Annotated in this window: 24 protein-coding genes; 11 read left to right on the top strand and 13 right to left on the bottom strand. The window is 60.2% G+C overall.

Features of this window, described 5'->3' with window-relative positions; translation table 11 throughout:
* Positions 1 to 101 precede the first annotated feature (101 nt).
* Entirely contained in the window at positions 102 to 623 is a 522-nt protein-coding gene (locus tag QMX86_RS20655; protein WP_243240881.1) for a DUF1003 domain-containing protein, read from the top strand.
* Between the two features lie 108 nt (positions 624 to 731).
* On the opposite strand, the gene QMX86_RS20650 is transcribed toward QMX86_RS20655, so the two are convergent.
* Positions 732 to 1058: a DUF2025 family protein gene (locus QMX86_RS20650; RefSeq protein WP_282386627.1), complete on the bottom strand. Its 327-nt coding sequence runs from the start codon at positions 1056 to 1058 to the stop codon at positions 732 to 734.
* Positions 1059 to 1278: 220 nt separating this feature from the next.
* Here QMX86_RS20650 and QMX86_RS20645 point away from each other — a divergent pair, with 220 nt between their 5' ends.
* Both QMX86_RS20645 and QMX86_RS20640 read left to right on the top strand, forming a co-directional pair.
* Positions 1279 to 2406: a glycerophosphodiester phosphodiesterase gene (locus QMX86_RS20645; RefSeq protein ID WP_282386626.1), complete on the top strand. Its 1128-nt coding sequence runs from the start codon at positions 1279 to 1281 to the stop codon at positions 2404 to 2406.
* Between the two features lie 156 nt (positions 2407 to 2562).
* The gene (locus tag QMX86_RS20640; protein ID WP_016773566.1) at positions 2563 to 2868 is read left to right on the top strand and encodes a PepSY domain-containing protein; all 306 of its coding nucleotides are present in this window, start codon (positions 2563 to 2565) and stop codon (positions 2866 to 2868) included.
* A 182-nt stretch (positions 2869 to 3050) separates the two neighbouring features.
* On the opposite strand, the gene QMX86_RS20635 is transcribed toward QMX86_RS20640, so the two are convergent.
* Entirely contained in the window at positions 3051 to 4673 is a 1623-nt protein-coding gene (locus tag QMX86_RS20635; protein ID WP_282386624.1) for a methyl-accepting chemotaxis protein, read from the bottom strand.
* 276 nt (positions 4674 to 4949) lie between these two features.
* On the opposite strand from QMX86_RS20635, the gene QMX86_RS20630 reads away from it, so the two are divergent.
* On the top strand, positions 4950 to 5972 hold the full coding sequence (locus QMX86_RS20630; RefSeq protein ID WP_039758494.1) for a transporter: 1023 nt from the start codon (positions 4950 to 4952) through the stop codon (positions 5970 to 5972).
* Positions 5973 to 6110: 138 nt separating this feature from the next.
* Here the strand turns inward: QMX86_RS20630 and QMX86_RS20625 are convergent, their stop codons facing one another.
* The gene (locus QMX86_RS20625) at positions 6111 to 7007 is read right to left on the bottom strand and encodes a LysR family transcriptional regulator (RefSeq protein WP_282386622.1); all 897 of its coding nucleotides are present in this window, start codon (positions 7005 to 7007) and stop codon (positions 6111 to 6113) included.
* Between the two features lie 120 nt (positions 7008 to 7127).
* Between QMX86_RS20625 and QMX86_RS20620 the strand changes: the two genes are divergently transcribed.
* Entirely contained in the window at positions 7128 to 7886 is a 759-nt protein-coding gene (locus tag QMX86_RS20620) for an SDR family oxidoreductase (protein WP_071173321.1), read from the top strand.
* Between the two features lie 61 nt (positions 7887 to 7947).
* Here QMX86_RS20620 and QMX86_RS20615 read toward each other — a convergent pair whose 3' ends face one another.
* Positions 7948 to 8385 (bottom strand): multidrug/biocide efflux PACE transporter, encoded by a 438-nt coding sequence (locus QMX86_RS20615; RefSeq protein WP_282386620.1) that lies wholly within the window; start codon positions 8383 to 8385, stop codon positions 7948 to 7950.
* Positions 8386 to 8474: 89 nt separating this feature from the next.
* Here QMX86_RS20615 and QMX86_RS20610 point away from each other — a divergent pair, with 89 nt between their 5' ends.
* A complete protein-coding gene (locus tag QMX86_RS20610; protein ID WP_041479210.1) occupies positions 8475 to 9329 on the top strand; it encodes a LysR family transcriptional regulator in 855 nt (284 codons plus the stop codon).
* A gap of 225 nt (positions 9330 to 9554) precedes the next feature.
* Here the strand turns inward: QMX86_RS20610 and QMX86_RS20605 are convergent, their stop codons facing one another.
* The 3 genes from QMX86_RS20605 to QMX86_RS20595 are packed head-to-tail and all read right to left on the bottom strand — an operon-like array spanning position 9555 to position 11593.
* Positions 9555 to 10790, bottom strand: coding sequence for an RNA polymerase sigma factor (locus QMX86_RS20605; RefSeq protein WP_282386618.1), 1236 nt, complete (start codon positions 10788 to 10790; stop codon positions 9555 to 9557).
* A complete protein-coding gene (locus QMX86_RS20600) occupies positions 10783 to 11127 on the bottom strand; it encodes a YciI family protein (protein ID WP_039758054.1) in 345 nt (114 codons plus the stop codon). The genes QMX86_RS20605 and QMX86_RS20600 overlap by 8 nt, the downstream gene beginning before the upstream one ends.
* 40 nt (positions 11128 to 11167) lie before the next feature.
* A complete protein-coding gene (locus tag QMX86_RS20595) occupies positions 11168 to 11593 on the bottom strand; it encodes a nuclear transport factor 2 family protein (RefSeq protein WP_150637517.1) in 426 nt (141 codons plus the stop codon).
* A gap of 142 nt (positions 11594 to 11735) precedes the next feature.
* Here QMX86_RS20595 and QMX86_RS20590 point away from each other — a divergent pair, with 142 nt between their 5' ends.
* Positions 11736 to 12221: a GNAT family N-acetyltransferase gene (locus QMX86_RS20590; protein ID WP_122704251.1), complete on the top strand. Its 486-nt coding sequence runs from the start codon at positions 11736 to 11738 to the stop codon at positions 12219 to 12221.
* A 142-nt stretch (positions 12222 to 12363) separates the two neighbouring features.
* Here the strand turns inward: QMX86_RS20590 and QMX86_RS20585 are convergent, their stop codons facing one another.
* The 3 genes from QMX86_RS20585 to QMX86_RS20575 form a co-directional block, all read right to left on the bottom strand.
* Positions 12364 to 12852, bottom strand: coding sequence for a GNAT family N-acetyltransferase (locus QMX86_RS20585; RefSeq protein WP_282387275.1), 489 nt, complete (start codon positions 12850 to 12852; stop codon positions 12364 to 12366).
* Between the two features lie 88 nt (positions 12853 to 12940).
* Positions 12941 to 13426 (bottom strand): GyrI-like domain-containing protein, encoded by a 486-nt coding sequence (locus QMX86_RS20580; protein WP_273525970.1) that lies wholly within the window; start codon positions 13424 to 13426, stop codon positions 12941 to 12943.
* A 69-nt stretch (positions 13427 to 13495) separates the two neighbouring features.
* Positions 13496 to 14158 (bottom strand): LysE family translocator, encoded by a 663-nt coding sequence (locus QMX86_RS20575; protein ID WP_016773553.1) that lies wholly within the window; start codon positions 14156 to 14158, stop codon positions 13496 to 13498.
* Positions 14159 to 14296: 138 nt separating this feature from the next.
* On the opposite strand from QMX86_RS20575, the gene alaC reads away from it, so the two are divergent.
* Positions 14297 to 15505: an alanine transaminase gene (gene alaC, locus QMX86_RS20570; RefSeq protein ID WP_110646590.1), complete on the top strand. Its 1209-nt coding sequence runs from the start codon at positions 14297 to 14299 to the stop codon at positions 15503 to 15505.
* Between the two features lie 186 nt (positions 15506 to 15691).
* On the opposite strand, the gene QMX86_RS20565 is transcribed toward alaC, so the two are convergent.
* Both QMX86_RS20565 and QMX86_RS20560 read right to left on the bottom strand, forming a co-directional pair.
* Positions 15692 to 17044 carry a GntP family permease gene (locus QMX86_RS20565; protein WP_016773551.1) on the bottom strand — a complete coding sequence of 451 codons (1353 nt, stop codon included), beginning with the start codon at positions 17042 to 17044 and terminating at the stop codon, positions 15692 to 15694.
* 82 nt (positions 17045 to 17126) lie between these two features.
* Positions 17127 to 17660 (bottom strand): gluconokinase, encoded by a 534-nt coding sequence (locus QMX86_RS20560; protein ID WP_071173330.1) that lies wholly within the window; start codon positions 17658 to 17660, stop codon positions 17127 to 17129.
* Between the two features lie 216 nt (positions 17661 to 17876).
* Here QMX86_RS20560 and QMX86_RS20555 point away from each other — a divergent pair, with 216 nt between their 5' ends.
* Positions 17877 to 18908 (top strand): LacI family DNA-binding transcriptional regulator, encoded by a 1032-nt coding sequence (locus QMX86_RS20555; protein ID WP_282387272.1) that lies wholly within the window; start codon positions 17877 to 17879, stop codon positions 18906 to 18908.
* 139 nt (positions 18909 to 19047) lie between these two features.
* Here QMX86_RS20555 and QMX86_RS20550 read toward each other — a convergent pair whose 3' ends face one another.
* On the bottom strand, positions 19048 to 19920 hold the full coding sequence (locus tag QMX86_RS20550) for a LysR family transcriptional regulator (RefSeq protein WP_282387744.1): 873 nt from the start codon (positions 19918 to 19920) through the stop codon (positions 19048 to 19050).
* 122 nt (positions 19921 to 20042) lie between these two features.
* On the opposite strand from QMX86_RS20550, the gene QMX86_RS20545 reads away from it, so the two are divergent.
* Together QMX86_RS20545 and QMX86_RS20540 are read left to right on the top strand one after the other, a co-directional pair.
* Entirely contained in the window at positions 20043 to 20483 is a 441-nt protein-coding gene (locus QMX86_RS20545; RefSeq protein ID WP_122704255.1) for a PACE efflux transporter, read from the top strand.
* A gap of 125 nt (positions 20484 to 20608) precedes the next feature.
* The gene (locus tag QMX86_RS20540; RefSeq protein WP_282387743.1) at positions 20609 to 22033 is read left to right on the top strand and encodes an MFS transporter; all 1425 of its coding nucleotides are present in this window, start codon (positions 20609 to 20611) and stop codon (positions 22031 to 22033) included.
* Positions 22034 to 22136: the final 103 nt, after the last annotated feature.

Raw genomic sequence — 22136 nt, 5'->3', positions numbered from 1 at the left:
CGATATACGGTGGCGCGACCTTGGTGGGAAAGCCCGCGATGGTCGGCCGCCACCACGCAGAGCTATAGTGACGACACGTCCCAAGTCCTGCCGAGTGCCCCATGAATAACGAAAAACCCGAAATACCCAACGCCCCGATCGATCACCTGCGCTTTCACCGCCCCCACGCCCACCTGAATACGACCTTCGGCAACGACGCCTTCGCCCTGCGCGCCGAAGCCTTTGCGCGGTTCTTCGGCACGCCGCTGTTCTTGGGAGCGCAAACCTTGATCGTTGCGGTATGGATCGGCCTCAACGTATGGGGCGTGACTCAATTCGACGTCTACCCGTTCATCCTGCTGAACCTGGCCTTCAGCCTGCAGGCGGCCTACGCCGCGCCATTGATCCTGCTTGCACAAACCCGTCAGGCCGCGCGCGACAAAGCGCAGGCCGACGCCGATGCGCAGCACCGCGAAGCTCTGGCATTGGCCAATACCGAACGTCAGGCTGAGGCGGCGAAGAATTCCGCACAATTGCTGGCGTTGCTGGAACAAAACACCCGCCTTACCGAAATGACAAAAACCCTCACCGAGCGCATCGAAGGACTGACCAGCGAGTTGCACGCTCACGTGTGCCAGAACTAAGGCCGCCTTCGCGAGCAGGCTCGCTCCCACATTGGATCTGTGGCGTTCACAAAATCCCTGTGGGAGCGAGCCTGCTCGCGAAGAGGCCCGCAACCCCACTGCAAAGCCTCAACCGCGCACCAGACTCCGCACCGCCACAATCTCCGGCACTTCAACCTTGCTCATATAAATCCGTAACGGTTTGGTGATGTTGATCCGGTCGTCGATGTGTTGATCGAGCAGCAGCTGAATCAATTCGCGCTTGAGGGTCATGGTGGTGTCCGACGCCTTCGCCCAGACGAATTCACTGGCGGGGATGATGCCGTCGTCTGCCACGTCCATGCCGAACGAATCTTCGCTGAAGCGCACGATGTATTGGCCGGTCTTGCGGTTGAGGCCGACGAAGCCTTTGAGATCGTCGGCGGCCTGGCAGATGAGTTGGGAGGTGATGCGCATGGTAAACCTCACGAAAGATGATCGATGGTTTACACGCAGGGCAATGTAGCGGCGCGCCCTCTGCCGGGGCATATGCCGTGGGCAAGCGTACTGCAAACAGCGCCACAAAAGTGCAGGAAATTTCCGTTTTGCTCGCTTTATGTCGGTCTGGCGATAGCCCTGCGGCGCTTCAATTGTTAAAAGGTACGTCTCGAAAAAAACCTGCGAAAGGAACTCGACCATGCCTGCCACTTTTACCCGAAGCGCTCTGGTGCTGAGTCTGTTGTTCGGCCTCGGTCAGGCGCATGCCGCCAGCCACCCGGAGCCCAAGGCAATCGCTGCCGCCCATGGCATTCCGCATCCAGCGGTGATTGCCCACCGTGGCGCGTCGTTCGATGCCCCGGAATCCACCGCTGCGGCCTACAAACTGGCCCGTGACCTGGGCGCCGATTACCTGGAAATGGATTTGCAGCGCAGCAAGGACGGCGTGCTCTTCGCCCTGCACGACGACAACCTGCAACGCACCACCGACGTCGCCAGCAAATTCCCCGAGCGCAAGGACAGCCCGGCCACCGCGTTCACCATGGCCGAGCTGAAGACCCTTGATGCCGGCAGCTGGTTCAACAGCAAATATCCTGACCGCGCACGCCCGTCCTACGCCGGGCTGAAGATTCTTACCCTCGATGAAATCATCGACATCGCCCGCGCCAACCCGCAGCACAAGCCGGGCCTGTACATCGAAACCAAAGAGCCGCAGCTGTTTCCCGGCATCGAACATGACCTCAAGGAAAAACTGCAGGATCGCGGCTGGCTCAGTCCGGCCGGGTCGAAACTGGCGAAAAGTGCGCTCGGCGTCGGTCAGGGCAAAGGCAAGGTGATCCTGCAGACCTTCGATAAGAACAGCCTGCAATTGCTGGAAAAGGAAATGCCGCAAGTGCCGAAGATTCTGCTGTTGTGGGTCGGCGAAGGCAGCATCGAGCCTAAATCTGCGGTGACGTTTGCCGCGTCCGGCGAGAAAGACAAAAACGTTTTCTACGGCAAGCAGGAACCGAAGTCGGAAGCGGAATTCAAGCAATGGGTCGACTACGCCAAGGCTCAGGGCGCGATCGGCACCGGCCCTTCGGCGAAGCTGACTCAGGGTGGTGATCAGAGTTACTCCGACCTGGTGCAACCGTGGATGAATCAGTACACCCACGACCAAGGCATGCTGGTCCACGTTTATACGGTCGACGAGCCGGTGGACTACGAGAAAGTCATGGCGGCGGGTGTCGACGGCATCTTTACCAACCGCGCCAGTGAACTGTTGAAGTTTTACAAACGCCCAGCGGCTGGCAGCGTTGACGAAGTTTTGAAGAAGAGCGGTTTCTAAGTTGTTATCGAGTCGCCTGCTTCGCGAGCAGGCTCGCTCCGACAAAGAGCAGTTTTATCGCGAAGCAGAGATTTAAGGGTGAGTTAAGTTGCGCTGGTTAATCTGAACCCACTTACACAGATCAACCACTTCAACGCACTGCCAAGGACTGAACCGATGAAAACTTTGACTGCCCTGTTTACCGCCGCTGCCCTGACCCTCACCGCTGGCCTGGCTCAGGCTGATGTTCGCATCGACCAGATCCCGCAACTGGTCAAGGACGGCAAGATCAAGTCGCTGGAATCGATGAACGCCGAAGCACTGAAACTGCACCCGGGCGCAACGATTACCGACACCGACCTGGATAACCACTTCAATGGTTACGAGTATGAAGTTGAACTTAAAACTGCTGACGGAAAAGAGTTCGACGTGGACTTTGATGCCACCACCGGTAAAGTGCTGAGCGACAAGCAAGACACTTGATAGACCGCTGTTAAAGAGCCGCACGATTGAAAAATCGTGCGGCTTTTTCATGCCTGCCGTAAATCATGTGGGAGCGAGCCTGCTCGCGAAAGCGGAGTTTCAGCGACATCAATGTTGACTGTTCCACCGTTATCGCGAGCAGGCGAGGACCTACGAAAGTTGCCGGACGCTTGAACTCGCAATCAAGCACTCAACCGCGCCGTCACCTCATTCAACTGCCCAGACAACCCATGCAGGTTCTGACTGGCACTTTCGGTGCGCTGCACGTTGTCCAGGTTGGTGCTGGCAATCGCGGTGATTTCAGTCAGGTTGCGCGAGATATCCTCGGCCACCGACGTCTGCTCTTCTGCCGCTGTGGCGATCTGCCGGTTCATGTCGCGAATCGCCTCCACCGCCAAGGTGATGCGCTCCAGCATCGCGCCGGCCTGGGTCACCTGTTCGACGCTTTCATCACTGCGCGCCTGGCCGCTCTCGATAGCCTGCGCGGCATCGACAGCGCCGGTCTGCACGTTCTGAATGATCTGGTTGATCTCGATGATCGACTCCGCCGTGCGCTGAGCGAGGTTGCGCACCTCATCGGCGACGACGGCAAAACCACGCCCGGCCTCACCCGCCCGTGCCGCTTCGATGGCTGCGTTGAGCGCCAGCAGGTTGGTCTGTTCGGCGATGCCACGAATCACTTCCAGCACCTTGCCGATACGACCGCTGTCGGTTTCCAGGCGACGGATCACCGTGGCGGTGTTGGCGATTTCGCCGCGCATCTGCGTGATGGAATGGATGGTGGTCTGCATGACCTTTTCACCCTGCTGCGCCGACTGATCGGCATCGTCCGCAGCACGCGCGGCATCGGCGGCATGACGGGCGACTTCCTGGGCCGTGGCGGACATTTCATTCATCGCCGTGGCCACTTGATCCGTGCGGTTGAATTGCTCGCTGGTGCCGCCGGCCATGGTCGTGGCAATGGCGTTCAACTCGCCGCTGGCGCTGTCCAGATCACCGGCGCTGCGTTGCAAGCGAGTGAAGGTGTCCGCCAGAAAATCGCGCAGGGTGTTTGCTGCGGCAGCGAGGTTGCCCAGTTCATCGCGACGCTCGCTGACAACACGTTCAGCCAACTGGCCACGGCTCAAGCGGGTGACGTAATCGATGAGGTTGCGGATCGGCTCGATCAGGTTGCGGCTGACCAGCCACAGGCTCAGCAGACCGATCAACAAGCCTGACGCGAGCATCACCAACAGCCCCAGCCACACGGTACGGTCAGCGCTGGCACTGATCAACGCCGATTGCGCGGTGCCCTGCTCGCGCAGCTCGGCGACCAGTGCGCTCATCTGCTCGCTGGTGGCGCGATCAACGCCTTTGACCGCTGCGTCGCCGGCGCTCGGATCACCACCGGCAGCGACGTAGGCATCGCGGCCTTTCTGGTAGGCCGCGCCCAACTGGCGATGCTCCTCGCGCAAACGTTCGATGCGGGATTTGAGAGTTGCCTCGATGCCTTTCTGGCCGGCCAGTTCGCCGAGAATGTTCTGCACGTCGCGCTGGCGCTCTTCGAACTGACTCCAGTATTTCGCCAGATCCGCCGGTTGCTTGCCGCGCAGCAGGACGTTTTTCCATTCCTGCACCTGCACCTTGAATTGCAGGTTGGCTTCATCGATCAGTTGCGAAGTGTGCAGCGGGCCGGCGATCAACTGGCTATAGCTTTGCACGCCGTTGGAGAGGTAATGAAAGCAGGCCAGCGCGATCAACAATATCGCCAGCAGACTGCCGCTCAGCAGGGCAAGTATTTGCGTTCTCAGGGATTTTTGCAGCATTGCAAGGTACTCGAAGCAGGGATGAGGCACGCCCGAGCGGACGTGAAAAATGGCCGGACTTCCCTGTCGACGTACCATGGCCAAGGGCCGATGGCGCGCAACCTGACTCACCTGAGATCGGCGCGCCAGAGGGCTTCTTGAGAATCTTCCGACAGCCGGTAACGCTTTGATTTTCAGTCATTTTGCTGTCACAAAACGGTCATGTGAGCTTGCGATGATGCCGCTCCGGTGAACCTGAAAATCCTGCCCCAGACACCTTCCTCGCAGCGAGCCGCCATGAACCACAGCCTCGATATCAGCCATCGCGACCCGGACCTGTTTGGCTTGCTCTACGGCTTTCGTTTTCTGCCCGGGGAGCGCGGTCGCGAGATCGATTCGGCGACGGCTTTGCGCTGTTTGCAGGACGACAGCGACAGTGGCGAATTCCTCTGGCTGCACCTGAACCTGGCCCACGCCGCGTGCGAGCGCTGGATGAAAAGTCATCTGCAATTGCCCGAGGAATTTTTCGAGGCGTTGCACGAAGGTTCGCGTTCGACGCGCATCGAGCATGTCGATTCGGCGCTGCTGGCGGTGGTCAACGATGTGGTGTTCAACCTCAGCAGCATGGTTTCCTCCGACGTGTCGACGCTGTGGGTCTGCGTGCGCAGCAAACTGATCGTCAGCGCGCGCCTGCAACCGCTGCATTCGGTAGATAAATTGCGTTCGTCGGTGAAGGCCGGCGAGTGCTTTCGCTCGCCCTCGGAACTGCTCGTGCATTTGCTGCGCGATCAGGGCGAAGTGCTGACGCAGATCGTGCGCAAGACCAGTCTGAGTGTCGATCAGGTCGAAGACGAACTGCTCTCCTCGCGCCTGTCGACCAACCGCGCCGAACTTGGCGCCAACCGTCGCGTGCTGGTGCGTCTGCAACGACTGCTGGCGCTGGAGCCGGGTTCGCTGCTGCGCCTGCTCAATCGTCCGCCGCCGTGGTTGCAGAAGGAGGACGTCAAGGAGTTGCGCAAATCCACCGAGGAGTTTGCGCTGATCATCAACGACCTCACCGCCCTCGGCGAACGGATCAAACTGTTGCAGGAAGAAATCGCCGCCAACCTCAACGAACAGAGCAACCGCACGCTGTTCACCCTGACGGTGGTAACGGTGCTGGCATTGCCGATCAACATCATTGCCGGTTTTTTCGGCATGAATGTCGGCGGTGTGCCTTTGTCCCAGGACCCGCACGGATTTTGGGTGCTGGTCGCGCTGGTGGCGACGTTTACCGTGATTGCCGGGCGCTGGGCGTTTCGCAAGCGTGGGGATTACTGAGCGCAAATCCCACACACAAGACAGTCCTCCCTGTGGGAGCGAGCCTGATCGCGAAGTCGGTGTGTCAGATAAATCAACGTTGAATGACATGGCGCTTTCGCGAGCAGGCTCGCTCCCACAGGGGCAATGTGCTCAATGTCAGAGCGTTGAACGTACGACATCGCCGAGCCAATCCATAAACACCAGCACCCGCAGCGGCAAATGCCGTTGCCGTGCGTATAACAACGAAATCGCCATCGGCGGTGCGGTGTGTTGTGGCAGTACGGTCACCAGTTCGCCATTTTCCAGATGCGGCTGCATGCCGGTGCGCGGTACCTGCGTCAGGCCGAAGCCGCCCAGGCACGCCGCTTCATAGGCATCGGTGCTGTTGACCGTGACACTGCCGGCCATCGCCACCCGTCGCACTTCGCCACCCTCCTCATACACAAACCCTTCTGATCGCGAGCCCAGTACGCCGACGTAATGCACCAGCCGATGCTGCGCCAGATCCTCGATGGTCTGCGGCACGCCGTAACGTTGCAGATAAGCCGGGCTGGCGCAATTGACCATCGGGAAGTCGCCAAGATGCCGGGCGACCACCGACTGATCCGGCTGCGCGCCAATGCGCAACACGCAGTCGAAACCTTCGCTGAGCAGATCGACGCGGCGATCGGTGCTGCTGATTTCCATCTGCAGATTCGGGTGGCGATCCATGAATTCCGGCAGGCGCGGCATGATCAAGCGTCGCGCGAGGATGTTCGGCATGTCGACGCGGATGCACCCGGTCAGCGAAGCCTCGTCCTGACGGAACAGCCCTTCGATTTCATCCATGTGCGAGAGCAGATCTTTGCTGCGTTCATACAGCACCAGTCCATCCTGAGTAGCCTGCACCTTGCGCGTGGTGCGCTGCAACAGCCGCGTGCCGAGCAAGGCTTCGAGTGCCTGCACCTGTTCGGACACTGTGGAGCGCGGCAGGCCGAGACTTTCCCCGGCGAGAGTGAAACTCGACAGTTCGCTGACCCGAACGAAGGTGCGCAGCAGTTCCAGTTTGTTCATGACAAGCCCCGCTGATTGTTCGGCTGAGCCGATCAGTGATTCCGCTTTTGCCGTGTTTATCACCTCAGGGCGGATAAATAAACTTCTTCCATCCCATTCAACGCAATCGAGGAAGTCAGCATGAACCGCAAAATCGCACTGATCACTGGCGCCAGTCGTGGCCTCGGCCGCAGCGCCGCCCTGCACCTCGCCGCGCAAGGCATCGACATCATTGGCACCTACAACAGCCGCGCCGACGAGGCCCAGGCGCTGGTCACTGAATTGCAGGCACTCGGCGCGAAAGCGGCGATGCTGCAACTGGACGTCGGCCGCAGCGAGAATTTCGCCGCGTTTGCCGCGCAGGTTGAACAGGTATTGGGGCAAACCTTTGAGCGTCAGCGCTTTGATTTCCTGATCAACAACGCCGGGGTCGGCGTGCATGCGCTGTTCAGCGAAACCACCCCGGAGCAGTTCGATCTGCTGATGAACGTGCAGTTGAAAGGGCCGTTTTTCCTGACTCAGCAATTGCTGCCGCTGATCAATGACGGTGGGCGCATCGTCAATATTTCCAGCGGCCTGACCCGCTTCAGCCTGCCGGGTTACGGCGCTTACGCGGCGATGAAAGGCGCGATGGAAGTGCTGACGCGTTATCAGGCGAAAGAGCTGGGGGCGCGGCAGATTGGCGTGAACGTTCTGGCGCCGGGTGCGATTGAAACCGATTTTGGCGGTGGCACGGTGCGCGACAACAGTGCTGTCAACGCGATGGTCGCCAGCAACACTGCGCTGGGTCGTGTAGGGCTGCCGGATGATATTGGCGGTGCACTGGCGCTGCTGCTGTCGGAGGGCGGACAGTGGATCAACGGTCAGCGGGTCGAGGCGTCTGGCGGCATGTTTCTCTGACTTTGTGCACGATGACTCACCTTTGTGGTGAGGGAATTTATCCCCTCACCACAGGTTTACCTCAGCTTTCACATGTGCGGCGGGCCATGAAGCGCTCGCGCAGTACGTCATAACCCCAGTGGTAGACATAGGTGTACGGCAGGAAGAACAGCAGCACGCCGATGTCGAGCAACAACGCCTGCCACAGGCTGACCGACAGCCACCAGGCAATCAGCGGCACGCCCATCACAATCAGTCCACCTTCGAACAACAGCGCATGCACTACACGGACCCAGGCGTTGTGCGGCAGATTCATCCGCGCCAATGCACGGTCGAAAAAACGGTTGAACACCACGTTCCACGCCAGCGCCAGCAGCGCGATCAACACGGTCACCGCGCCCATGTCGAGCAGCGGCCTTTGCATGATCCAGGCGAGCAGCGGCGTGCAAATCAGGATCGCGAGAAACTCGAAACCAACCGCCTGGAAAACACGTTCGGTGATGGACTTGTGGGCAGTCATGGCCTGACTCCTTGTTTGACGATGGTTGCCATGATCCAACTGAATGCCGATACTTCAAAACCAATAACCATCGATCAAGGCGATAGTTCATGGCTTCGCAGGAAGTGCTGTTGGCGTTTGTCCAGGCAGCGACGCAGGGCTCGTTCTCAGCGGCGGCGCGCAAGTTGGGGCGCAGCCAATCGACCATCAGCGCGGCGGTCGCCAGTCTGGAGATTGATCTGGATTTGCAGCTATTCGACCGCAGCAGCCGCAAGCCCACGCTCACCCCCGCCGGCCACGTGATGTTGCAAAAAGCCGAGGCGATTCTGGCCGCCACCAGTCGTCTGGAGATGAGCGCACGGCAGTTGGCCCAAGGTGTGGAACCGAAACTGACCGTGGCGATTTCCGACACTTATCAGTCCTATCGTTTCGAGGCGGCACTGGTGGGTTTCGAGCAGCGTTATCCGGAGCTTGAGCTGGAATGCCTGATTGCCGAATGCGAAGACCTGATCGAACTGGTCCAGCGCGGCCGGGCGCATCTGGCCTTCGCGGAAATGCAGGACAACTACCCGCCGGATCTGGTGACCTCCACTGTGGCCGAGCGCACGGAGATTGCCTTGTTCGTCAGCCGCGAGCATGCGTTGGCGAAGCTTGAGCATGTCGATCAGCAGATCCTCGAGCAACATCGCGAGCTGCGGCTGGCGACCATCGTCAATCCCTACGACAGTCGCGGCAAAGGCCGGGTGTGGTCGGCGCCGAGTTACCTGATGCTGCTGGAAATGGCGGAAAAAGGCTTTGGCTGGGCACCGTTGCCGAGGTGGCTGGTGCAGCGTTATGCCAATGATTTGCTGATAGAGCTCGACGTGCGCGGCTGGCCGAAACCGGTGTTTGTCGACGCCTTGTGGTCGCGCTTGTATCCGCCGGGGCCGGCGGGGAGCTGGTTGCTCAGCAAGATGCTCGAATAAAATCAAAAAGCCCCTCACCCCAGCCCTCTCCCGGAGGGAGAGGGGGCCGACCGAAGTGTCTGGCGTTATGCATCGACCTGAAAAACCTTATCGATTATGGATTCAAGACAATTCGTTCAAGTCGGTGAATCCCTCCAATATCCCCCGATCAGTCCCCTCTCCCTTTGGGAGAGGGTTAGGGTGAGGGCAATCCACAGACTGCCCACAATCGCCAGAGCGCCAAGGTCAGAGCATTTCCAGCGCCATGATCCGTCCTCGAATAAACCGCCGCTCCGGCTCCTGCCGCGTCAGCTCCAGCGCCCGCTGATACGCCGCGCGCGCCTGCTCCACCCGGCCCAACTGCCGGCAAAACTCCGCCCGCGCCGAATGCGCCAAGTGGTAATCCTGCAACTCCCCACGCGCCAAAATCCCTTCTACCAACAACAACCCGGCCAACGCTCCATCCCGTTTGGCCACCGCCACCGCCCGGTTCAACTCGATCACCGGCGACGGCACCGCGCGCAGCAGCACGTCATACAGACCGACAATTTGCTCCCAGTCCGTTTCCGCCGCCGACGGTGCTTCCGCATGCACCGCTGCAATCGCCGCTTGCAGGCAATACGGCCCGAACCGCCGCGTACTCAGCGCGCGCTCGACCAGCGCGCAGCCTTCGGCCATCAACCCGGCGTCCCACAACGAGCGATCCTGATCGTCGAGCAACACCAGTTCACCGCTCGGCGAGGTGCGCGCCGGTCGCCGTGATTCATGCAGCAGCATCAGCGCCAGCAGACCCGTGACTTCCGGCTCCGGCAGCAACTCCATCAACAAGCGCCCCAGCCGAATCGCTTCGCGCGTCAGATCCTCGCGTGTCAGCTCGGCACCGACCGAGGCCGAATAGCCTTCGTTGAACACCAGATAAATCACCCGCAATACGCTGTCGAGGCGCTCGGGCAATTCGTTCAGCGTGGGCACTTGATAAGGGATTTTCGCGTCGCGGATCTTGGCCTTGGCGCGCACGATGCGCTGGGCAATCGCCGCCGGCGCCGAGAGAAAAGCGCGGGCGATTTCCTCGGTGGTGAGGTCGCAGACTTCGCGCAAGGTCAGCGGCACTTGCGCATCCGCCGCCAGGGCCGGGTGGCAGCAGGTGAAGATCAGCCGCAAGCGATCGTCTTCCACGTCTTCGCCACTCCAGTCAGCCTGTTCCAGCTCATCGAGTTGTGCCAGCAGCAACGGTTGCGACGCCTTGAACCGCGCGCGCCGGCGCAGCACATCGATGGCTTTGAAACGTCCGGTGGAGACCAGCCAGGTACGCGGGTTGTCTGGCACGCCGTCGCGTTGCCAGCGCTCGACCGCGACGAAGAACGCCTCGTGCAAGGCTTCTTCGGCGAGGTCGAAATCACCGAGCAGGCGGATCAGCGTGGCCAGAATCCGCCGCGAATCCTCGCGGTAGACCTGCTCGACCCGCGCCCTGACGTCAGACATTCAACTGCCGCACGGGGCGCACTTCAACGCTGCCGACCCGCGCTGCCGGAATGTTGCCGGCGACCTGAATCGCTTCGTTGAGATCCTTGGCATCAATCAGGTAGAAACCGGCCAGTTGCTCCTTGGTTTCAGCGAAAGGCCCGTCGGTGATCGACACCTTGCCGTTGCGCATGCGTACCGTGGTGGCGGTCTCTACCGATTCCAGCGCTTCGGCGGCGATCATCCGCCCGCTGCCCTGAATCGACTCGGCGTAGGCCCAGCATTCGGCGTCCTCCGGGCTGTCCGGCGAGGTGTGCAGCAGGCGTTCATCGCTGTAGACCAGGCATAGGTATTTCATGGCGATCTCCTGATTCGAACGGAACAACTATGGCTGAAGATCAGGGGGTTACATCGAACAGCGTCGCGCCGCTCATCGGATCGAACGGTGCCGACCAGTGTTCATGGGCAATCTTCCACGCCCCGCCGATTTGCCGGTAACAGGCGGTGACACGCATCCAGCAACTCTGTGTTTCGCCCTTGTCGTTGGTGCCGCCGCAATTGGCCACCCAATGGGCGAAGGCAATGTTGTCGGCGCTTTCGATGGCGATTTCGTGGAACTCGAAGATGTGCGGGCCGGGGCACATTTCCATGCACTCGACCCAGTGCGCGCGGTAGGCCGCTTTGCCTTTGAATTGCAGGGCCTTGATCGCATCGAACGAGACGATGTCATCGGCATACAGGGCCATGACTTTTTCGACGTCCTTGGCCATTACCGCTTCGCGATAGGTGTTGATCAGGTTCTGGATTTCGCTTTGTGCGCTCATGGTGTTCTCCGTGGTTTTTGTTGTGAAGACACCCTTAGTCGTTTGCCCAATGCGCGGATCGACAGGGCAAACAAAAAAATTTCGCCGACAACAATGTCGCTAGAATCCGAGCTTCAATCCTTGTAGGAAAAAGGAAATTCCCGTGTCAGCCCAACTCGTGCCTTACGACAGCCTCAGCCCTTTGCAGCGTGAGCAAGTCGAGTCGATTGAAATTCATCCCGAGCAGATCAAGTTCTCCGGCGACATCCATGGTGCCCTGCACACCCTGCTGTCGAAACCCGGCCCCGGCGTGAGAGGTTTTGCCCTGCTGGCGGACGACGTACCGGTGGCGTTTCTGCTGCTCAAGCGCCCGCCGGTATTGCCCGACTGGGCCGACGAACACAGCGCCACGTTGCATGCGCTGCAGGTCGATCGGCGCGCGCAAGGCAAGGGCTACGGCAAGGCTTGCCTGCAAGCGCTGCCCGCTGTCGCCCGCCAGGCCTGGCCGGAGATCAAGGGGCTGGAATTGTCGGTGGACGCTGATAACGAGGCGGCGATTGCGCTGTATGCCAGGCATGGCTATGTCGACAGCGGCGAAGCGTACAAGGGCCGCATTGGGTACGAGCGGCGGATGGGGCTGTTCTTCTGAGTATCCCCTGATCGTTCCCACGCTCCGCGTGGGAACGCCTCTTTGTGACGCTCTGCGTCACGGTTTTGGGACGCGGAGCGTCCCCGGCTGCATTACCACGCGGAGCGTGGGAACGATCAGGCAGTTTCGATAGGTGTTGGCTTCAGAGGGTCAGGATCATCTCGTGCCACGCCATGCCGCCGTGATCGGACTCGGACGGTTTGATGTAGGCAAAACCGAAACCTGCGTATAGCGCGATGTGCTGTTCCTTGCACATCAGATGAATTGTCGCTTTGTCCATCCCACGCATGCGCTCGATGAATTCGGCGAGCAGGCGCTTGGCCAGGCCCTGCCCTTGGTAATCCGGGTGCACCACCACCGACATGATCACCACGTTCGGGCCTTTCGGGTCGTGGCCGATCAGCTCCTTGAAGGCTTCGTCGGACATCTGCACGTCGAACGCCGCGCCGGAATTGATGAAACCGGCGACCACGCCGTCCACCTCGGCGACGATGAAGCCGTCCGGCCAGGTGGCGATGCGCGTGGCGATCTTTTCGCGGGTGGCGGCTTCGTCGCCTTCATAGGCGACGGTTTCGATGGCGTAGCAGCGGTCCAGGTCGGCGGTGCTGACGTTGCGGATCACGGTGTTCATGGCAGCTCAAAAATCTGTGGAAACAAGGCCCGCCAGCATAAAGCACAACCACCGGGGCGGACATGCTCCGCCTCGATTAGTACGCCGCTCAGGCCTTGATCGGCAGCCAGATTTCCAGCGTGCCGGTATTGAGTTTCGGGTTGTAATCCTCGCTGTAGCGCTCGAATTCCGGGGCGTCCGCCGCTTCGTGGCCGGACTGCGGCAGCCACGTGTTCCAGATGTACTGGAAGGTGTCAGGGAGTTGCGTCAGTGACCCTTTGTGCTCAAACACCGCATATTGCTGCGGCTGGATTTCAACCCAGCGGTACTTTTCCGGCAGGTCGTCGAGCTTGTCGATCTGCACCCCGGCGATGTATTCGAAACCGCCCTCGCCGTCCGCGTTGCAGCAAACGCCATAGGTCACTTCGTTGACTTGCGCGGGGATTTTTCCCAAGTGCGGGATCAGCTTTTCCCACAACGCGGGAATGTCTTCGGTGGTCTCCTGAGTGAATCGCCCGCCGAAACCGGCAATCAGCAGGAATTGCCCGTGTTCGAAGCGAGGCTCGGTTATCTCGACGCGTTGTTGTTCATCCATGACGCGACTCCTCAGAACGGAAAAATGGATTCGGCTGGGAGTATAGAAAGCCCGACCCGTTTCGCACGTTTACAGCGAGTGCAACTGCTCGACGGCGCCCGAGCCGACGAACTCGTTGTAGCCGGAAACGATCACGTACACCGCGAAATAACAGAAGATCGCCGCCGATGCCAGATAGGAGTAGCGCAGAAGCTTGTCGCCCAGCAGCTTGCCGCCGTGGCTTGCGGCGAAGCACAGACCGGCCGACCACAGCAGCCCGGCGCAGAGAAAGCCGCCCAAAAACAGCGCCGAACTCAACGGACCACCGCCACCGGATCGGGCGATCAACGTGCCGCCGACCGCAGCAAACCAGAGAATCGCACTCGGCGACGACATCGCGAGGAAGATGCCGCGAAAGAATTCCTTGCGATGGGAGTTCTGCCCCACTTCCGCGGTTTCCGCCAGCAGCGCTTCGTGGTGGATCGCCGAATAAATCATCTTCGCCGCGAAGTAGATCAGCAGCGCCGAACCGCCAATCCATAGCACCCAGCGCACGGTTTCGTATTGCAGCAGAACGGTCATGCCGGCCAGTGCCAGCACCGCGTAGATCAGGTCGCCGACGCAGGTGCCCAGGCCCAGGGCGAAGCCCTGAAAGTAGCCGCGCTGCATGGCCAAGGTGATCATTGCGATGTTGGCTACGCCGATATCCAGGCACAGCGAAAGGCTCAGCAAGAAGCCGCTGGTGAATTCCATTGACCGATTTTCCTTGAAAAAAATGTTTACAAGCGCGCTGGACAGTATGCCATCACTGCCCTTATCTTCCGCCACAGGTCACCGCAGTGACCAGCGTCGCTCGGACGGTTCCGGGCGCTTACGTTATCCGAGGCAACAATGGCCGAACAAGGTTCGCCGCGCCGCTTTGCGCGCATAGATCGACTCCCCCCTTACGTTTTCAACATCACCGCCGAGCTGAAAATGGCAGCTCGCCGCCGTGGTGAAGACATCATCGACCTGAGCATGGGCAATCCCGACGGCGCCACGCCGCCGCACATTGTCGAAAAACTGGTGCAGGTCGCCCAACGTGAGGACACCCACGGTTACTCGACGTCCAAAGGCATTCCACGCCTGCGCCGGGCGATTTCCAACTGGTACAAGCAGCGCTACGAAGTCGATATCGACCCGGAAAGCGAAGCCATTGTCACCATCGGCTCCAAGGAAGGCCTGGCGCATTTGATGCTCGCAACACTGGACCAGGGCGACACGGTGCTGGTGCCGAACCCGAGCTATCCGATTCATATCTACGGCGCGGTGATTGCCGGCGCTCAGGTGCGTTCGGTGCCGCTGGTGCCGGGGGTGGATTTCTTCGATGAGCTGGAGCGCGCCATTCGCGGTTCGATCCCCAAGCCGAAAATGATGATCCTCGGTTTCCCGTCCAATCCGACCGCGCAGTGCGTGGAGCTGGACTTCTTCGAACGGGTGATCGCCCTCGCCAAGCAGTACGACGTTTTGGTCATCCACGACCTGGCTTATGCCGACATCGTCTACGACGGCTGGAAAGCCCCGTCGATCATGCAGGTGCCCGGGGCCAAGGACATTGCGGTGGAGTTTTTCACCCTGTCCAAGAGCTACAACATGGCCGGCTGGCGCATCGGTTTCATGGTCGGCAACCCGGAACTGGTCAGCGCGCTGGCGCGGATCAAGAGCTACCACGACTACGGCACCTTCACTCCGCTGCAAGTGGCGGCGATTGCTGCGCTGGAAGGTGATCAGCAATGCGTGCGCGACATCGCCGAGCAGTATCGTCAGCGTCGCAACGTGCTGGTCAAGGGCCTGCATGAGCTGGGCTGGATGGTCGAGAATCCAAAGGCGTCGATGTATGTGTGGGCGAAGATTCCCGAGGCGTATGCACATCTGGGTTCGCTGGAGTTCGCCAAGAAACTGCTGGCCGAGGCCAAGGTCTGCGTCTCGCCGGGGGTGGGTTTTGGCGAGTACGGTGACGATCACGTGCGCTTCGCCCTGATCGAAAATCAGGACCGCATTCGTCAGGCCGTGCGCGGGATTCGCGGGATGTTCCGCGCGGATGGCCTGGCCGCGAAATAAGTGGCGCATCTCTGATCGTTCCCACGCTCTGCGTGGGAATGCAGCCCGAGACGCTCTGCGTCTCAAAGCGGACGCAGAGCGTCCATTGAGGCATTCCCACGCGGAGCGTGGTAACGATCAAGCAGGAAGTCCGCGCCCACAAAAAAACCGCATCGCTGCGGTTTTTTTGCGCCTGCAAACTGCCGCTTAAACGAACAGCGACAGCAGCAGGATAAAGCCCAGGCCGACCACCGAGAGGATGGTTTCCATCGCGGTCCAGGTCTTGAAGGTTTCGGCCACGGTCATGTTGAAGTACTGCTTGACCAGCCAGAAACCGGCGTCGTTGACGTGGGACAGAATCAGCGAACCGGCGCCGGTGGCCAGCACCAGCAGCTCACGGTTGACGCCCGGAATCATCCCGACAACCGGCACCACAATGCCCGCGCCAGTGATAGTCGCCACGGTCGCCGAACCGGTCGCGATACGGATTACCGCCGCCACCAGCCAGGCCAGCAGGATCGGCGAGATCTGCGCGCTGACCGCCATGTGGCCGATCACGTCACCCACGCCGCTGGTCACCAGCATCTGCTTGAAGCCACCGCCGGCACCGATGATCAGAATGATCGCAGCGGTAGGCGCCAGGCTTGCGTCGAGCCACTTGAGCATCTGGTTGGAACCGATGCCCTGCTTGTAGCCGAAGGTGTACAGCGACAGCAGCAGCGCCAGCAGCAGTGCGGAGATCGGGTGGCCGATCATGTCCATCCAGATGCGGAAGAAGTTGCCGTCCGGCAGTGCCACGTCAGCGAAGGTTTTCAGCAGCATCAGGAACACCGGCAACAGCACGGTGACCAGAGTAATGCTGAAGCTTGGCAGGTTGGCCGAATCGTTTTCACGGGCCAGTTGATCGACCAGTTCCTGATTCGGGTGACCCGGGATGTGCTTGGCGATGAAAGTACCGAAGATTGGACCGGCAATGATAGCGGTCGGCAGTGCGACGATCAGACCGTAGAGAATGGTCTTGCCGATGTCAGCGCCGAATACGCCGATGGCCAGCAGCGGACCCGGGTGCGGCGGCACCAGACCGTGCACGGCGGACAGGCCGGCGAGCAGCGGGATACCGATCTTGATGATCGACACGCCAGTGCGGCGCGCAACGATGAACACCAGCGGAATCAGCAGCACGAAGCCGATTTCGAAGAACAGCGGAATGCCCACCAGGAACGCGGCGAACATCATCGCCCACTGGACCTTGTCCTTGCCGAAGGCGCGGATCAGGGTCTGGGCGATCTGATCGGCCCCGCCCGATTCGGCCATCATCTTGCCGAGCATGGTGCCCAGGGCGAGGATGATGCCGACAAAACCGAGCACGCCACCGAAGCCGTCCTGGAACGCCTTGATGATGGTGTTGATCGGCATGCCGGAAGTCAGGCCGAGGAAGGCGGCGGCGATGGTCAGGGCGATAAAAGGGTGAATCTTGAATTTGGTGATCAGGATAATCAGGCCGATTACCGTGACCACCGCATCGAGCAGCAGGAACGTCTCGTGGGACATGCCAAACATGGGGGGTGTCTCCTGGATTGTTGTTGTTATTAAAGCGGGTTGAACAGAAGTCGGGGGGACAGCGCTGTCTTTTTCAACATGCTCATATCGCCTGTTTCAGACCGTTGGCCTGCCACCAGACGTGAGCCTGCAGGGCCAGCTCTTCGACGCTGTGAATCGAGGCATTGAGCGGCAGAGTCAGCGGCTCGCCCTTGGGCGATTCGAGCGTGGCGAACTGGCTTTCGATCAACGTCGCCGGCATGAAGTGGCCCGGGCGGTGCGATACACGCTCGGCGGCGACTTCCGGAGTCAATTCAAGAAACACGAAACCGAGGCCCGGCAAGGCGCTGCGCAGACGTTCGCGGTAACTGTGTTTAAGGGCCGAGCAGGTCAACACCGGGCGCTGGCCTTGGGCATCGACGCGACGCAGTTCATCGCACAGGCTGTCGAGCCAGCCGGCGCGGTCTTCGTCGTTCAGGGGGATCCCCGCGCTCATCTTTTCGATGTTCGCGGCCGGATGAAAAGTATCGCCTTCAATGGCAGTGGCGCCGCTCAATTGGCACAGGGCCTGGCTGACGCACGTCTTGCCGCAACCGGCAACGCCCATGATGACCAGGGCGGTGATGGGATGACTCATATAACACCTCAGCGCGCAGACAGCGCTACCTTTGCTAGCTATGACTCTAGTGCACAGGCAGAAGTTGCCGACGCCTTCTTGTCGTTTTTTTGGGTTGCAGCAGGTTTGTTCCCGACGCCAAAGAGCACAGATCAGGCAGGACCGCGCTCACGCATTTGCAGCTGCATCAGGACAGCGCTACCTTAGTGCCTTGATTTTTGTTTGGCAAGCCGCCCGATGACCTCCCCCAAGAACGATAAAAATACCCGCACCACCGGCCGTCCGACCCTCAACGAAGTAGCCCGCCTGGCCGGCGTCAGCCCGATCACTGCCTCGCGCGCCTTGCGCGGGGTGAGCACGGTAGCCACCGAACTGGTGGAAAAAGTGCAGAAAGCCGCGCTCGAACTCAACTACGTGGTCAACCCCGCCGCCCGCGCACTGGCCTCGGCGCAGAGCCATTCGGTAGTGGTGCTGGTGCCGTCACTGTCCAACCTGCTGTTCATCGACACGCTGGAAGCCATTCATCGGGTGCTGACGCCCAAAGGCTTCGAAGTGCTGATCGGCAACTTTCACTATTCGCGCGATGAAGAAGAAAATCTGCTGCGCAACTACATGGCTTATCAGCCGCGCGGCTTTTTGCTGACCGGGTTTGATCGCACGGAAAGTTCGCGGCGGATGATCGAGGCCAGCAACATTCCTTGCGTGTACATGATGGAGCTGGACAGTGCTGCCGGAGTCAATTGCGTGGGTTTCTCGCAGTTGAGCGCCGGGGAAACTGCCGCCGAACATCTCCTGTCTCGTGCGCGTAAACGTCTGGCATACATTGGTGCGCAGCTGGATCAGCGCACGTTGTTGCGCGGTGAAGGCTTCCGCAAGGCGTTGCAGAAGGCGGGCCGTTACGACCCGGACCTGGAAGTGCTGACGCCACGTGCTTCGTCGGTGGGTCTGGGTGGCGAGTTGTTTTTGCAATTGCTGGCGGCGCATCCGGATGTTGATGCGATTTTCTTCGGCAACGATGACCTGGCCCAAGGCGCGCTGCTGGAAGCGTTGCGTAACGGCATCAAGATTCCCGAGCAGGTGGCGATCCTCGGTTTCAATGATTTGCCGATGTCCGAACACATGGTGCCGCGCCTGAGCAGCATCAACACCCCGCGCGAGGCGATCGGCCGGCGCGCGGCAGAGCAGATGCTCACGTTGATGGCGGGCAACAAGGTAGCGCGGCCGGTGGAGGATATGGGGTTTGAGCTGAAGGTTCGCGAGAGTACCTGACCCTTCACAAATGCTGAGTTGAAACACAACCCTTGTGGGAGCGAGCCTGCTCGCGAAAGCGCTGGGTCAGTCAGCATTGATACAGCTGACACGACGCATTCGCGAGCAGGCTCGCTCCCACAGGGGATCTCTATCAAATTCAATGGCTGAGCAGGTCCACCAAAGCCTGCGCACCCTTCTGCAAGGGCTGGCTCTTGAGCCACACCGCATGCACCGGCAGCACCAGGCCATTTTCGATGTTGCGAAAATTCAGCCTTTTCAAACGTCCCGTGTCCAGCCACGGCTGCACCACCGACAGCGGAAAATTACCCCAGCCCAACCCCGCTTCGACCATTTCCATTGCCGTCTCAAGATTGTCCGTACGCCAGTAAGACTCAGCCACCAACGGCCGCGTTTCGCTGATCGGCAAGTCGCGGCTGGCGACGATGATCTGCCGTACTTGCACCAGATCTTCGAGAAACACATCCCCCCCCTGCAACAACGGGCTGTCCGCCGCCAGCGTGGCGATCATGCGTTCGCTGCCGACAAACTGAAACCGCTCCAGCGCATTCACGCTCAAACCGGCGAACGCCAGGCACACGCTGACCCGGCCACGGTGCAACATCGCCAGCACATCATCCTGCGGCGCAGTCAGCACTTCGATGTCGAGCAACGGATGCCGCTCGGCAATCACCTTGATCGCTGCCAGCAAGCGCCGCCGATCGATGTCCGCGACCACGCCGATCGACAACCTGCTTTCCAGCCCCAGCGACAGCTCCACCGCGTGCACCTGCAACTGCTTGAGCTGCTCGGCGATCAGTCGCGCGTGCGGCACCAACGACTGCGCCATCGCCGTGGGTTGCGGCTCGCGGTGGCTGCGGTCGAACAACGGGTAACCGAGTTCCGCTTCAAGATTGGCAATGCCCATGCTCACAGCCGACGGCACCTTGCCCAACTGCCGTGCGGCGGCGGAAAACGAGCCGCGCTCGATCACCGCGAGAAACAATTCGATGCTGTCGCTGCTGAAATTCAAATGCCTCACCTATCAATAAAACTGAAAGCTACCGACTTTTTCTGTCAGGTGCATTGAAGCTATCTTTCGCCGCCTTCGCCAGCCCTGCTGGCCAACATTCGGCAAGAAAGAGGCAAATCTGCATGCAAGGCGTGAAACGCAAACTGGTCTACGTGTCGCTCTACGAAGTGATCGGCATGACCTTCTCGGCACTTGGTCTGGCACTGTTATCGGGCACATCGCCGGGCAGCACCGGGCCGCTGGCGGTGATCATCACCAGCATCGCCGTGACCTGGAATTTCATTTACACCTCGTTGTTCGAGCGCTGGGAAAGTCGCCAGGTCTCGCGCACCCGTACGGTCAGACGGCGTATCGCCCACGCGGTCGGCTTTCAATTGACGCTGATCGTGTTCCTGATTCCGCTGATTGCGTGGTGGATGAACATCAGTCTGGTGCAGGCGTTCCTGCTGGATCTGGCGCTGATCATTTTCATCCCGTGCTACACCTTCGTGTTCAACTGGCTGTTCGACCGGATCTTCGGCCTGCCGAATTCGGCGCTGCCGGATTCTGCCGCTGCGACATAAATCACTAATTCGTAAGCAGATATTGCGAGAAATCAGCGGTTCAACCTGTTAAACCCCCGACATTCACAATCCGCAAACACCGATAGCAGGCTAAGCTTTTCCATCAATAAAAAATGGATCAGCTTATGACTGCTCACGCTCCCGCCGCCGCGCCCAGAGATGGCATCGACCCGGTACGCGCCGCCGAAATTTCCGCCCGCATTGATCGGCTGCCCGCCGTCGCCACCATCTGGCGCCTGGTGGCGCTGCTGTCGATCGGCGGATTTTTCGAACTCTACGATCTGTTCCAGACCGCCTACATCAGTCCTGGGCTGATTCGCGACGGCCTGTTCGCCACTGGCAGTCAGGGCGTGTTCGGTTTCTCCGATCAGGCGGCGTTCGCCTCGGCGACGTTCCTCGGCCTGTTCCTCGGCGCCAGCCTGCTCAGTCCGCTGGCGGATCGTTTCGGTCGCCGGGCGATCTTCACCTTCGCGCTGATCTGGTACACGGTGGCGACAGTGCTGATGGGGATTCAGACCTCGGCGCTGGGCATAATCGGCATGCGCTTTCTGGTCGGCATCGGCTTGGGTATCGAATTGGTGACGATCGATGCCTACCTCTCGGAACTGGTCCCTAAACGCATGCGCAGCTCGGCGTTCGCCTTTGCGTTTTTCGTGCAGTTCCTCTCGGTGCCGGCGGTGGCCTTGATGTCGTGGTGGCTGGTGCCGCAAGCGCCGTTCGGGGTGTCCGGCTGGCGTTGGGTGGTGCTGGCCAGCGCGGTGTTCGCGCTGTTTATCTGGTGGCTGCGCAAGCGTCTGCCGGAATCGCCGCGCTGGCTGGCGCAGCATGGTCGCTTTGATGAGGCCAACCGGATCCTCGACCATCTCGAAGCGCGCTGCGCCAAGGATTACGGCAAAGCGCTGGATGCGCCGGAACCGGTGCCCGTCGATGTCGAAGGCAAAGGCCGTTTCGCCGATATCTGGCAGCCGCCCTATCGCCGCCGCGCGTTGATGCTGATCGTTTTTCATATCTTTCAGGCGATCGGTTTCTTCGGTTTCGGCAACTGGTTGCCGGCGCTGCTTTCGGGGCAAGGCGTGAGCGTCACCCACAGTTTGATGTACGCCTTCATCATCACCCTCGCCTACCCGCTCGGGCCGTTGCTGTTCGTGAAGTTCGCCAACCGCTTCGAAAACAAATGGCAGATCGTCGGCTCGGCCCTCGGCGCGATGACCTTCGGCACCCTGTTCGCCCTGCAGAGCAGCGCCTTCGGGCTGATCTTCTGCGGGGTAATGATCACCTTCTGCAACGCCTGGCTGAGCTTCAGTTATCACTCCTATCAGAGCGAACTGTTCCCGACCAACATCCGCGCCCGCGCGGTCGGGTTCTGCTATTCGTTCAGTCGCTTGTCGACGGTGTTCAGCAGTCTGCTGATCGGCATGTTCCTGGATAATTTCGGCACGCCGGGGGTACTGGCGTTTATCGTCAGCAGCATGCTGATCGTGATGCTGACCATCGGCTGGTTCGGCCCACGAACGCGTAATCTGGCGTTGGAGAATATTGCTCATCGTTGAAGGCCAACGCAGGACTCACCTGTGGGAGCGAGCCTGCTCGCGAAGGCGTCGTATCAGAAAGACATGTGCTGGCTGACATAACGCTTTCGCGAGCAGGCTCGCT

Source organism: Pseudomonas sp. PS01270 (assembly GCF_029959775.1).
GTDB lineage: Bacteria > Pseudomonadota > Gammaproteobacteria > Pseudomonadales > Pseudomonadaceae > Aquipseudomonas > Aquipseudomonas atacamensis.
The sequence above is the reverse complement of the archived record's forward strand: the minus strand, read 5'-3'. Positions and strand labels throughout refer to the sequence as shown.

What these genes read in the sequence shown, in the direction of transcription:
- QMX86_RS20575 (WP_016773553.1), bottom strand. Translation starts at nt 14,158, where the DNA reads ATGGAATTCACCAGCGGCTTCTTGCTGAGCCTTTCGCTGTGCCTGGAT.
- alaC (WP_110646590.1), top strand. Translation starts at nt 14,297, where the DNA reads ATGGCCGAACAAGGTTCGCCGCGCCGCTTTGCGCGCATAGATCGACTC.
- QMX86_RS20610 (WP_041479210.1), top strand. Translation starts at nt 8,475, where the DNA reads ATGGCTTCGCAGGAAGTGCTGTTGGCGTTTGTCCAGGCAGCGACGCAG.
- QMX86_RS20620 (WP_071173321.1), top strand. Translation starts at nt 7,128, where the DNA reads ATGAACCGCAAAATCGCACTGATCACTGGCGCCAGTCGTGGCCTCGGC.
- QMX86_RS20640 (WP_016773566.1), top strand. Translation starts at nt 2,563, where the DNA reads ATGAAAACTTTGACTGCCCTGTTTACCGCCGCTGCCCTGACCCTCACC.
- QMX86_RS20555 (WP_282387272.1), top strand. Translation starts at nt 17,877, where the DNA reads ATGACCTCCCCCAAGAACGATAAAAATACCCGCACCACCGGCCGTCCG.
- QMX86_RS20630 (WP_039758494.1), top strand. Translation starts at nt 4,950, where the DNA reads ATGAACCACAGCCTCGATATCAGCCATCGCGACCCGGACCTGTTTGGC.
- QMX86_RS20650 (WP_282386627.1), bottom strand. Translation starts at nt 1,058, where the DNA reads ATGCGCATCACCTCCCAACTCATCTGCCAGGCCGCCGACGATCTCAAA.
- QMX86_RS20645 (WP_282386626.1), top strand. Translation starts at nt 1,279, where the DNA reads ATGCCTGCCACTTTTACCCGAAGCGCTCTGGTGCTGAGTCTGTTGTTC.
- QMX86_RS20600 (WP_039758054.1), bottom strand. Translation starts at nt 11,127, where the DNA reads ATGAAATACCTATGCCTGGTCTACAGCGATGAACGCCTGCTGCACACC.
- QMX86_RS20655 (WP_243240881.1), top strand. Translation starts at nt 102, where the DNA reads ATGAATAACGAAAAACCCGAAATACCCAACGCCCCGATCGATCACCTG.
- QMX86_RS20540 (WP_282387743.1), top strand. Translation starts at nt 20,609, where the DNA reads ATGACTGCTCACGCTCCCGCCGCCGCGCCCAGAGATGGCATCGACCCG.
- QMX86_RS20615 (WP_282386620.1), bottom strand. Translation starts at nt 8,385, where the DNA reads ATGACTGCCCACAAGTCCATCACCGAACGTGTTTTCCAGGCGGTTGGT.
- QMX86_RS20545 (WP_122704255.1), top strand. Translation starts at nt 20,043, where the DNA reads ATGCAAGGCGTGAAACGCAAACTGGTCTACGTGTCGCTCTACGAAGTG.
- QMX86_RS20565 (WP_016773551.1), bottom strand. Translation starts at nt 17,044, where the DNA reads ATGTTTGGCATGTCCCACGAGACGTTCCTGCTGCTCGATGCGGTGGTC.
- QMX86_RS20560 (WP_071173330.1), bottom strand. Translation starts at nt 17,660, where the DNA reads ATGAGTCATCCCATCACCGCCCTGGTCATCATGGGCGTTGCCGGTTGC.
- QMX86_RS20595 (WP_150637517.1), bottom strand. Translation starts at nt 11,593, where the DNA reads ATGAGCGCACAAAGCGAAATCCAGAACCTGATCAACACCTATCGCGAA.
- QMX86_RS20605 (WP_282386618.1), bottom strand. Translation starts at nt 10,790, where the DNA reads ATGTCTGACGTCAGGGCGCGGGTCGAGCAGGTCTACCGCGAGGATTCG.
- QMX86_RS20635 (WP_282386624.1), bottom strand. Translation starts at nt 4,673, where the DNA reads ATGCTGCAAAAATCCCTGAGAACGCAAATACTTGCCCTGCTGAGCGGC.
- QMX86_RS20580 (WP_273525970.1), bottom strand. Translation starts at nt 13,426, where the DNA reads ATGGATGAACAACAACGCGTCGAGATAACCGAGCCTCGCTTCGAACAC.
- QMX86_RS20585 (WP_282387275.1), bottom strand. Translation starts at nt 12,852, where the DNA reads ATGAACACCGTGATCCGCAACGTCAGCACCGCCGACCTGGACCGCTGC.
- QMX86_RS20625 (WP_282386622.1), bottom strand. Translation starts at nt 7,007, where the DNA reads ATGAACAAACTGGAACTGCTGCGCACCTTCGTTCGGGTCAGCGAACTG.